The 13,423-nt window shown below is 49.8% G+C and carries 10 protein-coding genes; 3 read left to right on the top strand and 7 right to left on the bottom strand.

Annotated features, from left to right (window positions below; genetic code table 11):
* Positions 1-9: 9 nt before the first annotated feature.
* The 7 genes from bglB to IEY46_RS06585 all read right to left on the bottom strand — a co-directional run bounded on the left by bglB (position 10) and on the right by IEY46_RS06585 (position 11,249).
* Positions 10-1,077: a beta-galactosidase BglB gene (gene bglB, locus IEY46_RS06615; RefSeq protein WP_188990300.1), complete on the bottom strand. Its 1,068-nt coding sequence runs from the start codon at positions 1,075-1,077 to the stop codon at positions 10-12.
* A 139-nt stretch (positions 1,078-1,216) separates the two neighbouring features.
* On the bottom strand, positions 1,217-3,010 hold the full coding sequence (locus IEY46_RS06610) for a sensor histidine kinase (RefSeq protein ID WP_188990298.1): 1,794 nt from the start codon (positions 3,008-3,010) through the stop codon (positions 1,217-1,219).
* A 106-nt stretch (positions 3,011-3,116) separates the two neighbouring features.
* Positions 3,117-4,805, bottom strand: coding sequence for a response regulator transcription factor (locus tag IEY46_RS06605; RefSeq protein WP_188990296.1), 1,689 nt, complete (start codon positions 4,803-4,805; stop codon positions 3,117-3,119).
* A 213-nt stretch (positions 4,806-5,018) separates the two neighbouring features.
* Entirely contained in the window at positions 5,019-5,786 is a 768-nt protein-coding gene (locus tag IEY46_RS06600) for an endonuclease/exonuclease/phosphatase family protein (RefSeq protein WP_188990294.1), read from the bottom strand.
* A 100-nt stretch (positions 5,787-5,886) separates the two neighbouring features.
* Positions 5,887-7,122 carry an aminopeptidase gene (locus IEY46_RS06595; RefSeq protein WP_188990292.1) on the bottom strand — a complete coding sequence of 412 codons (1,236 nt, stop codon included), beginning with the start codon at positions 7,120-7,122 and terminating at the stop codon, positions 5,887-5,889.
* 132 nt (positions 7,123-7,254) lie between these two features.
* Positions 7,255-8,136 carry an amidohydrolase family protein gene (locus tag IEY46_RS06590; RefSeq protein WP_188990290.1) on the bottom strand — a complete coding sequence of 294 codons (882 nt, stop codon included), beginning with the start codon at positions 8,134-8,136 and terminating at the stop codon, positions 7,255-7,257.
* Positions 8,137-8,138: 2 nt separating this feature from the next.
* Positions 8,139-11,249 carry a GNAT family N-acetyltransferase gene (locus tag IEY46_RS06585; RefSeq protein WP_229750109.1) on the bottom strand — a complete coding sequence of 1,037 codons (3,111 nt, stop codon included), beginning with the start codon at positions 11,247-11,249 and terminating at the stop codon, positions 8,139-8,141.
* Between the two features lie 299 nt (positions 11,250-11,548).
* Here IEY46_RS06585 and IEY46_RS06580 point away from each other — a divergent pair, with 299 nt between their 5' ends.
* The 3 genes from IEY46_RS06580 (at position 11,549) to IEY46_RS06570 (ending at position 13,422) form a co-directional block, all read left to right on the top strand.
* Positions 11,549-11,740, top strand: coding sequence for a hypothetical protein (locus tag IEY46_RS06580; protein WP_188990286.1), 192 nt, complete (start codon positions 11,549-11,551; stop codon positions 11,738-11,740).
* A gap of 285 nt (positions 11,741-12,025) precedes the next feature.
* Complete coding sequence (locus IEY46_RS06575) at positions 12,026-12,304, top strand: hypothetical protein (RefSeq protein ID WP_229750108.1); 279 nt, start codon at positions 12,026-12,028, stop codon at positions 12,302-12,304.
* 461 nt (positions 12,305-12,765) lie between these two features.
* The gene (locus tag IEY46_RS06570) at positions 12,766-13,422 is read left to right on the top strand and encodes an NADPH-dependent F420 reductase (RefSeq protein ID WP_188990284.1); all 657 of its coding nucleotides are present in this window, start codon (positions 12,766-12,768) and stop codon (positions 13,420-13,422) included.
* Position 13,423: the final 1 nt, after the last annotated feature.

Here is a 13,423-nt window from a genome sequence, read left to right as displayed (position 1 = left end):
AACGCACCGCTATGGGTGCTTCAGGCTCTCGACCAGCATCAGCAGCGTCATGGCCTGCCCGTACGGCATGGGGCAGACCGAAATGTCCTTGTAATACTGCATGGTGTCGCCTACACAGGTTCCGTAGGAGACCTCTTGTACCATCCCTTCCCCGTCAATGCGGCTCCTCACCGCCTGAAGGGCTTGCATCCCCGGGGCGCGGTATTTTGCCGGGAGGTAGCCTTTGCGTACCGCTTTCAATATCCCGTAAGCAAATCCGGCTGTCGCCGAACTTTCCACATAGGAATCCGGATCATTCAGCAGCGTATGCCACATGCCTTCCTCGCTCTGGAGGCTGACGAGCGTTTCAACCTGCCTTTCCAGCGAAGTGATCAGAAATTTTCGGACTCCGCCGGGTACGGGTACCATATCCAGATAATCCACCAGACCCGCGGTATACCAGGCATTTCCCCGTCCCCACAGAGCGCCGGCAAAATGGCTGTTCTCCATAAAGGTCCAGCCATGGAAGAACAGGCCGCTCCGGACATCGGTTAAATATTTCAGATGAACCAGAAATTGATGCATGCTCTCCTGTACATAATCATCCCTGCCCAATAGCACACCCATCCGGCCAAGGAAAAGCACGGTCATATACAGCGTATCATCCCATAACTGGCCTTCATTGGCGCTTGTGACCGTCAAATGGGAAAGTCCTTCTTCCGGTGTGCGAGGCATTTCCTCTTGCACATATTCCGCCCATTCGCGGCATATTGCCAGATAATCCGGACGCTTGAGCTCTTCATAGAGATAGCTCATGGTTAACAGCGGGCACATCGTATTGACGTTTTTTCCTGGCAGCCCCTTGGCGATATGCCGGTCAAACCAGGCTGTCAATTCGCCCAGAATCTCCTTCCTGCCGGTTTCCTTGTAATACAAATACAGAGCGAACAAGCCGACGCCCTGTGACCAGTCCCAGACATCCATGGAAATAATGCTGTCCTTGACATTCTCCTTAATGGTTGGTTTCAGGTTCCTCATCCCATGCAGGACATGCTCGATTGTTCCTTCGATTTCTGCTTTGGTTAAAGCCCCGGTCATTGCCTTCCACTCCTTCCTGCGCTTCGATCAACTCCCATTTTACAAGAACGGTAAGCGTTTACTATTGGAGATTCTTGCGTTTATATTAGCTATTTTGACAACGGGGGCGGTAAGCTTGTCACCTTCAGGGAAGGCACGCTTATGAGATTTTGGCCGAGTCCTCATGCAGGATCGGGAGCCGGATCCGGATAATCGTGCCTTCCCCAACCCGGCTGTTTATGCTCAGACCATACTGCTCGCCATACAAAATCCGGATCCTCTTATGCACGCTGATAATGCCCACATTGGTATGTCTGTTATTGTCCGGTGGTGGCCCGTAGAGCTCCGGCGCAAGCAGACGCTGTATCTTATCGGCCTCCATGCCTACGCCGTTGTCGCTGACCTCAATAACCAGATCACCTTCCTCGGACCTGATCTGGATCCCGATTATACCTTTGCCAGGCTTCTCCTCAATGCCATGAATCACGGAATTCTCAATGAGCGGCTGCAGAATAAACTTGGGCACGCGGGAATCCATTAATGATTCATCAAGCTGGTACACCACTTCAATCTTGTCGCCATAGATGATTTTATGAATGGACAGATAGTTCTGAATAAAAGCAATTTCGTCCAACAGCGATATGACATCCCCTTTTTTGCCAATGCTCTCGCGCAGCAGCTGACCGAGCAGATAGACCATTTCGCCAATTTCCTCTTCGCCTTTGATCTTGGCCATGCTGTAGATCGATTCCAGCGTATTGTACAGAAAATGCGGATTCATCTGAGCCTGCAGCGCTTTGTACTCGAACTGCAGCGTGCGGTATTCCGCCTTCTGCTTCAGCAGCTTTTCGCGGTAGACCGAGTTGAACAGATCATTGATCTTCTCGGCCATGGAATTGAACTTGGCAGCAAGCAGACCCACTTCGTCGCGGCTCTTGGGCACAATCACATGGTAATTGAAATCCAGCGAGAAGCTGGACATGCTCTGCAGCAGCAGCCTGATATTGGCGGTAATATTCTTGGAAATGAAAGCCGCCATCATAAAAGCGATGACCAGCGAGATCAGAATGGTGCTGATCGTCCAATATTTAATGCTGTCCGTTCCGCGTGTCAGCTGTCCGACGTCGATAATTTGCACGATTTTCCATTTATCGTACACCGTTGAGATCAGTGTAGTGATATAATTTTTGCCGCCGAAAGCAAAACCTTTCTTGTCCGAATCAAACAAATACAGCTTATTGTCCAAATAATACCTGGCCAGGTCAGTCCCGTTCTCATTCGGTACAAAAAGCTCGTTCTTCTCGTTCAGAATGAGAATATCCCCATCCATCAACGTGTGCACATTCGTAATAATGCTGCTGACATAGCTGCTCTCAAGGCCAATGGCAATCATGCCGGCATATTTATAAGTGGAGATATCGTAAAGCGATCTGGCCATATAGATGGTCCCGTTCTCTCCCTGAAACCAGGCCGCCTTGCCGCGTTTGTTCCGGATGCTGTCCATATCAAGCCGGTTCAGAAGCTTCTCATTGTAATTCTGTAATGTATTTCGTTCCAAGGAATACCTTTTGTCGTTCACATCAATAATTAGCACAGAGAGGAAATAATCTTTGGTAAACAGCATTTCAGTGAGAAAATCCGATATATACTTGTCTCTGACATAGGTTTCCTCCGCAGTGACCGCTTTCTGGCCAAGACGCTGGCTCAAGCTTGCGCTGCGGTACTGTTGGAAAGCTACTTCTTCGATGTCTGTGGTCCGTTTCTCCAGATTAATCCCGATCTGGCCGATCAGATACTTCGAGAATTCACCGGAATTGCGTTTGATTGCACCAACAGAAACAAAATAGTTGACACCGCTGATCATCAGAACCGTCACCAGGATAATCGCTGTGAAGGACAACAAAAACTTGGTTCTCAGCTTGGCATTCAAGAAATAATTTAAAATGGCGCGCATTGCTGTCACCCCCGGCTCGCATATAGAAGGAAGCATTCCTTCCCCATTCCGCTATGTTTTCATCGCATGCATAACACCAGTCGATTGTAAACGTTATCATTTTAAGTTATCCATCCTTCGACTCTGGGTCAGGATTGGCACTTGCGCTTCTCATTTCATTTCCCCGGTTCTTATATTCCTTCGGTGATATCCCCTCTATTTTCTTGAAAACCTGATAGAAATAAGCATACTCTTTGTAGCCGACCATTTCGCCGACCTCATTCACCTTGTTTCTGGGATCCTTGAGCAGTCGCTTGGCTGCGTCAATTCTGGCCTTGTACACCAAGTCCACGAAGTTTATCCCGGTTTCCTGACGCAGCAGACGGCTCAGATAGCTGGAGCTGATGCCGAGGTGTTCAGCTACAAGCGTCAAGCTTAAATTCTCCGAGAAATGGTTGTTGATGTAGTCCACCGATTTCTTCACTACGAGGCTGTATTCCTTGTCGCCTGACTCCAGCTTGCACTTGATTTCTTTGACAAAGGACGCCAAATAATCGGAAGCGGCTTTCATATCCGGCAGCCGGTACACATCGCCGAGAATTTCGTCGATTCGTTTGTTCAGGCCGAATTCATCCCCTGTCAGACGGAAATAGTAGCGGGCTGCGGCAAGGCAGACATCAGACAACAAGCCTTTGGCGACAAGTATATTGCCTTCGCTGTATTCTGTAATTTGTCCAAGCACCTTCTCCAGATGCAGGACCGTCTCCTCGCCCGATGCATGTTCAAGAATCTGGTTGAATTGTTCGAGATCGCGAATGATGGAATGCTTGCATGCATCCCCAGCGGCATGTGTATTCTCGGGGAATAAGACGGGCTCCTCCGCCCTGAAAAAATTGCTGTCCATCAGGATGGAAGCTTCTCTATGGGCATGGCTCAGATCTTCCAGCTGTTTATATTGGGGGCTCACAGCAATGCAGCATATCAAGCCGTAATGATTCCGCGCTTTTGCGATCAATTCGTGGCAGACGGATTGCAGCTTCATCTTGATTTCCCGGGGAGGCAACGGCTTGGCAAACAAGCCGGCCAGCACGAGCTCGTCATGATGAAGCGATTCGATGACTTCGAATTCGCGCAGTGCTGCGGAGTTTCGCGCAATATCAGCAAGCTTCGCCTGCATGTCCAGCTTGATTCTTGTACTGTCCGATCCCTGCATGGTCGCAAAGCTCATCTTCGAACGAACAATCAGAATGGCGCAGCGGCTGCAGGAGATCCCTAACTGATCGCGGATTTCTTGCGGCTGCGTTCCCGGCTCCGGCGAGCCGTCTATCAGCCCGGTCACATATTTGCTCCGCAAAAACGGCAGCGAGCTCTGATGCTGTTCTTTCAACTTGCTCATTGCTTCCGACATACTCTCGGTATGGCTTAATTCCAGATGCCTGTTGTCCATCTCCATGACGGCCAGCGAGATCACACGCTCCAGCTCGTCATTACGCACGGGCTTGACGATAAAATCATAAGCGCCCAGCCGTACCGCCCGCTGCGCATATTCGAAATCCTGATAACCGGTAATCAATATCGTTTTGGATAAAGGAAACGTAGTCTGCATGAGCTCTGCCAGATCAAGCCCGCTAAGTCCGGGCATCTTGATGTCTGTAATCAAGATATCGGGACGGCAGTCCAGGATGACCTGCTTACCCTCGACCCCATCCTCAGCCTGACCCACAACCGTACAGTTCAGCTTGCTCCAATTAATGGTTTGAACGATAGCTTTCCGAATAAGCGGCTTGTCGTCAATCACAACCACACTTTTATTCACAGGACATTCTCCTTACGTTTAGCGGATAGGACGATTATAACCGATGTCCTGCGCTTTTTCCGCAATTTCATGTCGGAGGTGACTTACAATAGTCAGCGATTCAAAAAGGAATGCAAAAAAGAGCCCGCTGCAAAAAGCAGCCCAAGCCTTATTGGAAAGGCTGGACTGCTCTCGAAATCGTCATTACCAGGAAATGGCAGATCACATAGATCACTATATATGAAGAGTGGCTATAACCGGATAATGATCGGACGGATAACGGTCGTCATATTTGTTCCGGTCCACATAGACCGAGGAGATTTGAACCTCAGGTGCTACGAAAATGTAATCGATCGGCTCGCCTGTCTCTCCCCCTTTAAAGCCATGCCAGGTGCTTCCGATCTCCTGCCTTTCCATTGCCGAATAGGCGTTGACGAATCCCTCACGATTCAATGCTGCAATCACCTCGTCATCCGGTTCACAGTTAAAGTCGCCAGCCAGCACCGCTGGTATCCCGGTAACGGTGGACCTCTCGGCTAACTGTTTAACAATAAGCCCGATTCCCTTCCGTCTTGCTTCCTGACTAATATGATCCAAATGGGTGTTGAATATTTCCCACTCCTGTCCGTTCTGCTTTCTAAACCGAACCCAGGTGCATAAGCGCGGACAGGCGCTGTCCCAGCTGACATAGCCCAACTGCCCGGGACGCTCCGACAATCCGAAATTGCCGCTTTCCACAAGCTCCAGGACGCCTTGGCGATAGAAGATGGCGCAGTGCTCATCCTCGTTTCCACCGCGCCGCCCTTCACCAATCCATTCATAATCCGTCAGCTGCGCCTTTAGCTCCTGGAGCATGGCGAAGCTTCCCTCCTGCGTGCAAATCACCTCTGCACCTGACTCTTTGATTGCAGCTGCCGCTGCAATAATCCGGTTTGGCCATGCGTTTATCCCATCCTGCTTGACATTGATGCGCAGATTGAATGACATAAGGGTTAATGGCATGATTGCTCCTCCTGTTTCTGCTCATTGATGAAAGCCACTAGCTTGCGCTCTGATAAAAAACAGCTGTTCCAGCAGCAATTGCCCTGGAACAGCCTGGAGTTTATATCGCCCAATTGCCTTTGCGGAATATCGGCAAGGACGAGCCGTCCCTCAGAATTCCATCGATATCCATTTCTGCCGAGCCGATCATAAAATCGACATGGGTGATGCTGCTGTTGACGCCATGCTCGGTTAGCTCCTCGAGTGACATCGATTTGCCGTCTTCAATATTAAACGCATAACCATTCCCAATCGCCAAATGGTTGGATGCATTCTCATCGAACAAGGTGTTCAGGAACAGAACACCTGACTGCGAGATCGGCGATTCATGCGGAACAAGCGCCACTTCTCCAAGATAATGCGAGCCTTCGTCGGTATCGACCAGCTGCTGCAGAATATCCTGCCCTTCCTCGGCTTCAACCTTCACGATTCGTCCTTCTTCGAAGGTCAGCTTGAACCTGTCGATAATATTGCCCCCATAGCTGAGCGGCTTGGTGCTGGAAACATAGCCGTTCACGCCATTACGCTGGGGAACGGTGAACACTTCTTCCGTCGGCATGTTGGCCATGAACGGAACATCATCCTTATTGGTGCTGCCTGCGCCTACCCAAGTGTGCTTGGCGTTAAGCTCCACCGTCAGATCCGTACCCGGAGCCTTGTAATGGAGCTTATGGATTTTCCTGTCGTTGAGCAGCTGCACTTTCTTATGTAGATTGGCATTATGCTCCTCCCACGCTTTAACCGGATCCTCCGCATGCAGACGAACGGAATCGAAGATCGCCGCCCAGAGCTTATCAATGGCATCCTGTCCGGATAAAGAAGGGAACACCTTCTCAGCCCAGTCCTTGGTGGAAGCGGCGACAACCGTCCAACTGACTTTATTGGATTGGAGCGCCCTGCGGAATTCGGTCAGCCCTTGACCCGAAGCCTTCTGGAAATTACCGATCCGCCGGGGATCGATACCCTTCAGCAAATCCGGGTTTGGTGAAATAATGGAAATAAAAGCAGCGCCATTGTTCACAAAAGCATTTCGTTTCGCTGTCTCCCACTCCGGAAAACGGGTGAAGACTTCTTCTGCGGCTTTCTCATATTTCAACCGGGATAATGCTTCGTCCGTCCAATCCACATGGACATTGCTGGCACCCGCCTCATAGGCTTTCCCGGCCACAAGACGGACAAAAGATGCGATTTCAATAGTCGCTCCATTAATAAAAACCTCTTGTCCTGGTTGGACGTTGACGCCCACCTTCACAATCAGCTCCGCATAAACATCCAACAGCTGTTCAAATGTCTTCAAGTAAACGGCCTCCTTCACACAATTTCTTTCGAGTCCATTATACCCGTAGAGGATAACCGAAACAATTCCACCTTCGGCCGGGGTGCGAAATCTCTATGATTTAACGAATACCCGCATATGCCGCCTCTCTCTTTACAGGTTCAACTGATCCAGCCTTTGTCTGATCCGCGGAAACACTTGAAAGGCGTTCCGGTAAAAAACATCATCATGAAACTTCTCCGGAATGAGCTGTCGGACAAAATCAATATACACTTGGACAGGCGCAAGCGGCCAGTCTGTGCCGAACAGCATTTTCTCATAATTGTCCGCATATACCAATGCTCTTCTGAAGTGATCCATGAACAGCGGCTCATGCTGAAAGCGGTCGAACTTCTGGCGGTCTCCTACAACAAGTCCGGAAAGATCGGCGTACACATTGGGATTCTTGGAAACCACCTCCGCCGCATCCATTACCCACGGATCGCCCAGATGGCAAATCATGAAACGGACATCCCGCTGCTGATAAGCCAGCTCATCCACGGTAAGAGGATGAGAATACTTCAAGAGCCCATTCATGGAATAGGTATCTCCGGTATGGATCACGACGGGGATATTGTAATGTCTGGCCAGCTCGTAAACCGGGCCATAGACGTTATCAGTAACATAATAATGGTAATATCCGGCATAAAGCTTGATTCCAGCTACCTCTGGGGAAGCGAGTCTTTGCTCGATCCGGTCCAGCTCCGCCTGCTTCTCCGGCAATGCCAGTCTTGCGGGATTGATACCGACGCACTCCATCAAGAAAGAAGGAACGGACTCTTCTAGGTCAAGACCCATGGGATTGGCGGCCAGAGAATCCGGGAATGCCCCTGCTGTCTCTTCCTCCACGCCCATTCCAATGCCCAGGACTACCCCGCAGTCGTCAAACTCTTTCTTGAGTCCGGCTGCAGAATAATCCACGCCTGATAGGTCGCGGGCCGTGTGGTGGAAGCTTTCAATGTCTGACAAATGAATGTGGATATCGATAATTGACATGTTTACCTCCCTGTCGATTCAAAGCTGATTTCGGCAAACGAACGCATATCCTGATAATCGAGCGGTTTTTCGGCAAAAACAAAAAATACAGGAGCCGACCATACCTCCGACTGAGCAGGCAGCGGACTGCTTTGCGAGGCGGAATGATGGATGACCAGGTTGTTCGTATAAACCTGGGCCCCAGATCCGGGATACCTGTTGACAGCGTGCAAAATGGTCGAGCGGCTGTCGGACCCGATCCGGACAATTCCTTCCGAACGGATATCTGTACCGGTTTTTCCGCATCTGTATCTGGTATCCGCATTTGCTTCCATCCATCCCTGATCTGGTAGACCGCCTGGGGTGAAGAAACTGCCGATCGAGCTATGGAATTGATTGTAAGACATTCCCGTCCTGTTGGACAACCGGGTAACGCAGCATAATACTGGTGCGCCAGGAAGCAACAGCGCATACAAATCCAACTCCATGCCGCGTGAGCGTTCCAGCTTCTCAAAGCAGGTTCGGAGTTTCAAACCGCTCCAGCTATTCCCCCTATTATCCATTAGAGAAACAAAATCAGCCTCTCTCTTCTCCTCTTGCTGGCTGAGGGGCGAAACACCCTGAATGCCCGCGGAAATTCCACCATGCCAGGGATTCCACCATGAGCGCGGGCCTGGTGCCGGGTATGAGCTATCGAGCCACTCCTCCCCGTTATGAACAAGAGAATGGAGGGCAGCACCAAATGATGAAGGCGCAGCCTCAATCGTCAAGACACCGTTCGAGCAAGTGAAAGTCGGTTCCCCTTCCGGTCCGCGAATTTCCTGCTGCACAGGTTGCCCGCTTAACGGAACCAGTACCGTACTTCGTTTAATGCTCAATTCCTCAGCTTCAAAAACCATCCTGACCTGTTCAACTGTCCCCGGCTCCAGAGACATAAGCTTGTAAGATCCCGATTGCCTGGAATCCTCCCTGCGGAAAGAATCATGTACAGCTTCACGGGCAGAGATTGGAAAGGACAGGGTCAATTCCCCGGTAAGCGGCTGATTCCGGTGCTGATTGAGATGCAAGTCGGCATCATGTGTAGCGAACGGGTTGCCATCATTTACGCTCAGTTCAATATGATTCTTCAGAAGAGGCTGGATCCGGTCTCTGCGCTTGCATGCATAAGAACGGAAATCCCACCAGTCCGAGAATGTTCCGATCGCCTGGAAAGTAGATCCGCTGCGGACGGTTTCTCCTGAAGGCATGCGGCCCACTTGATATTCAATGCCCAGATGCCATTCGCTCTTCACCAGCTTGGCTTCCGGATCCCAACAGAAGCCGTGGGAGCATTTCTCATGCCGGCTGAACAGCCAATTTTCTGAAATACGATCTATCTCCCAGTCGTTGTAGTTCGCGGCATACTGGTCCTTCAAATCATAGTAATGCCCGTCATAAGGGAGCACCAGCCCTTCCGAGTGGTGGTAGAAACCGTCGATCAAACGGATATCCTCTCCCAAGGATACGCCAGGCTCACGAAATTCAAAATAACGTTCCACGATTCCAACGGCATTCAACCGGTTGCAGGAAGTAAACGAAACACCGGGAAAATCCTCCGACTGGTAATCCGCTTCCAGAACCATGACATCTCCTTCGGCGAATATCCTCACTTGCTCTGCCTTCTTCTTGCTAAACTCCAGCGAATAAGGTTTCCCGACACGGGGAAATGTCCAGCTTGTGTGGTGGCTTCTCAAGAAATGGGAGGCCCATAGTTCATTGTTGTTTTTGTTCAGGCCGATCGAATAAGGTCCGTTCACGGCGATCCAATGATCCGTAATATCGCCTCCATACCTCCCCGATAATCCCTTAAAGAGACCCCAAAGCCTTGTTGTAAACGAGATAGGGGGCAAGCTGCCGCATCGGGCCGTAATGACCATATCCTCCGAGAACAGCCCGAAATCGTTCAAAACATACGGCACCGACACAGCGATTTTCCCTTTCGCCGGAATCTCAACGGACAGCATTGGGTTGTCGAACTTTATGAACCCGCTCGAGGGAAACTCGAATTCAAACACCGTCGTTTCCGGATAATTATTCTCAAAAGAAACAAGCGCCTCTTCCCGAACTCCGAGATACTGCTCCTGCGGCTTCACTTCCAGCTTCATCTTGGCCGGAAACAGGGGAGCTACGCCCATCCGCAGCTCAATGGATTTCCCGTTGATTCTCCAGTCAGAAACAACGGCCGGGTGCGTCTTCCAGTCACTTTGCTCCTCATGGACGGGCATAAGCTCAAATTCACCTTCAACAATATGGGAATCCGACACCTCAATTGTCTGTTCCAATCCGAAACGGATATTCTTGTCGTCCCGTCCCTTAATGGCGCACAGGAGAGGTTTTCCCGTTTTGTTGCGAATCTCGTACCGGACGGGATAACGGCCTCCAAATACCAGATTATGATCTTCGATTAACGTATGTATCGTATAGTCAGGGGTATCGATCAGGCATATGCCTCTGCCCGTTTTCTCAAATTCCACCTTTAGCCGGATGTCGTCTTTCTCCCAGACATACTCCAGGAAATCAAAACCGTTCTCCGTACGCCCATCCGGACAAATCTCGATCACCCGTTTACTGTCAGCATACCAGTCAAGCTTCTCCAGATAAGGCTGCAGCGCTTCCATCTTCAGCACCGAAGGCATATAATTCATCAAATGCACGGCATCTTCTTTCTTCTCCCAGAAGAAACCGCATTTCTTGTACATGGGCACCGCTTTGGTATTGCCCGCCCAAGTGAACAGATCAAGTCGTGGCCAACCCATCTCCACCGTGGTTTTCACCGCTTGAAGAATAAGCATCCTGCCTATCTTGCGCCCATGGTAATCCGGTCGTACGTTCAGGAGAGGAACATAAAGCGCGCCTTCATCAAATTGGTATTGGGAGAAACTGCAGTATCCTACTACCTCATCCCCGTCCAGTGCCAGAAAAACCTTGAGATTTCCGGCGTTCCGGAGCTCCTGATCCACCTCTTCCCCGCTGCGGATGCGGCTGCCTCCGCCCCAGCTTTCCTGACTGCAGTTCCACATGGCGGCGACAGCCTGCGCATATTTCGGGGTATACTCTACAAGCTCGATAACGTCCTCTGTATTCTTGTTCATCATTCCGTCACCCCTTATTAAATTCGACAGGCCAACATCCTAATATATACCTAAATTGTAAGGGTTATAAAGCATGCAGTAAAGAGGCCTCACAACTATTTCCCACTATTTTCCTATCATTCAAATATCATTGAACCCGCCTGTAAACGACAAAAATCGACCGATAACGCCAGTCTGCTGATGAATATCGATTCAATTGTGTCGGCAGTAAACACGTATTTGGAATAATCAACAGCAAAGCCGTTTGAGACCCATTGAAGATGTTTAATATCGAATAAGCAATGATATCGGGGGATTCAATCATGTATCAGACTCCAAAGGATTTTATGGAAAGTGCTCGGCTGGTTAATAATTCAACCTTTCCCAAAAAGGAGAAAATCAGGCATTGCCGCGAGCTTCTGCGCCATATGCAAAGTCAATACAAAGATCAACTGAAACTGAATAACGAAGCAAGCCAAGTCTATCATACCATCCTGTCCATGATTAAAAACTAGCATGTTCCTCCTGCCACATGAACCCTGCCACCATCGACCTTATCAACATGGGTGACATATCGTATGTGACCATACGTGACGGTTCAGATAATCACTTCCATTCCTCGTCTCTGTTAATTCTCCATTAGCCCTTCTAATTGACATGTCGATCATGATGGTTCTCATTTCCAAATACTGAAATCGGACAGTCCCGATTATGCCGCAAAGCAGGTACCACAGAGAAATAGGACTTACCTTCATATGGCAGCCAAGGTATCATAAAGATACTGGAAGGTGCTGGCGAATATGATCAAACGGATTTTATCTATACTCTCATTGGCGCTATTTATATTGGCTTCGTTTGCCATCCTATACAGTATTGTTTTCCCATTTAAAGCCGGAGATCCCTTACAGGGTATTGGATATATCCTTGTTATTGTGACAAGTCCGGTTGGATTGCTCGCGGCTGCTTCAGCATTATCCAGAAGGAACAAGATTGCGTTGATGGCCTTTATCGGTCATTCAACGCTCTTGTTGTTGCTGTTTCTGTATATGACCGTTGGTTATTTAATATTCGGGGTGTAAGCTGAAATTAGCCCCTGCCTGCCGCATAGGGCATGACAGGAAGCCGTTTGTTGATGAATAAATACTTTATTCCGTTGTCAGTTGGGCCTCGGTAGTGCCCTCATTAGCCGCCTTCCCGGCCGGTTTATCTTTGTCCTTTGCCTGTTCCGAGGACAGGAGCTGTTGGCCTTTGACCTGTGCGGTAGTGAGCGCTTCGTCCAGCGATTTCTTGCCGTCGAATGCGAGTTTCAGCTCTTCCTGGCCAATCGCCTTTCAATCCATCCACTCCATTCCAGATTATTAGGTGCCTACTTCCAGATTATTTCCATTGTAACACAAGCAAATCTATAAAATTCCATATATTACTTAAATTACGAATGATATCCTTTAACATTTTATTAAAACTTTCGTTTGACTAATGTAATTGATTTAGTTACAGTTATCTCGTAAGGACTCTATTATCCAAGAAAGAAGGGATATTAATGAAAATCGGAATTATTGGCACCGGCAATATCGGAGGCAATCTTACCCGCCGTCTTACACAACTGGGACATGATGTGCATATTGCAAACTCCCGCGGACCGGAGACACTTCAGGATCTGGCTGTTGAAACCGGAGCCAAGCCGGCTTATGCGGCAGAGGTCGCGCAGGGAGCCGACATTGTGATTGTTACGATTCCGCAGAAAAATATCCCCTTTCTCCCTTCCGGCATTCTCGACGGAGCGGGCAGGCATACCGCCATTATCGATACCAGCAATTATTACCCTCAGCGCGATGGGCGGATTGGGCAAATTGAGGATGGCTTAACCGAGAGCGCCTGGGTCCAGCAGCATCTGGGAAGGCCTGTAACGAAAGTGTTCAATGGCATTGCGGCCAGGAACCTGCTGGAACGCGGCTTGCCTGCAGGCTCGCCTGGACGGATCGCGCTGCCGGTAGCAGGTGACGATCCTGCCGCCAAAGCGGTCGTGATGAAGCTAGTGGATGAGCTTGGATTTGATCCGGTGGATGCGGGAGGCCTGCATGAATCCTGGCGCCAGCAGCCGGGTACGCCTTCATACGGAGCGGACCTTGCGGCAGATGCGCTTCGCCTTGCATTGGCTGAAGCCAGCCAGGAACGTCCTGCTGCGTTTCGCGCTTGAT

The organism is Paenibacillus nasutitermitis (genome assembly GCF_014641075.1).
Classification (GTDB): Bacteria; Bacillota; Bacilli; order Paenibacillales; family Paenibacillaceae; genus Paenibacillus_Z; species Paenibacillus_Z nasutitermitis.
The sequence above is the reverse complement of the archived record's forward strand: the minus strand, read 5'-3'. Positions and strand labels throughout refer to the sequence as shown.

Excerpts from the sequence above, each read along its gene's own strand:
- IEY46_RS06580 (WP_188990286.1), top strand. The coding sequence starts at position 11,549 with ATGTATCAGACTCCAAAGGATTTTATGGAAAGTGCTCGGCTGGTTAAT.
- IEY46_RS06570 (WP_188990284.1), top strand. The coding sequence starts at position 12,766 with ATGAAAATCGGAATTATTGGCACCGGCAATATCGGAGGCAATCTTACC.
- IEY46_RS06610 (WP_188990298.1), bottom strand. The coding sequence starts at position 3,010 with ATGCGCGCCATTTTAAATTATTTCTTGAATGCCAAGCTGAGAACCAAG.
- IEY46_RS06590 (WP_188990290.1), bottom strand. The coding sequence starts at position 8,136 with ATGTCAATTATCGATATCCACATTCATTTGTCAGACATTGAAAGCTTC.
- IEY46_RS06585 (WP_229750109.1), bottom strand. The coding sequence starts at position 11,249 with ATGATGAACAAGAATACAGAGGACGTTATCGAGCTTGTAGAGTATACC.
- IEY46_RS06600 (WP_188990294.1), bottom strand. The coding sequence starts at position 5,786 with ATGCCATTAACCCTTATGTCATTCAATCTGCGCATCAATGTCAAGCAG.
- IEY46_RS06575 (WP_229750108.1), top strand. The coding sequence starts at position 12,026 with ATGATCAAACGGATTTTATCTATACTCTCATTGGCGCTATTTATATTG.
- bglB (WP_188990300.1), bottom strand. The coding sequence starts at position 1,077 with ATGACCGGGGCTTTAACCAAAGCAGAAATCGAAGGAACAATCGAGCAT.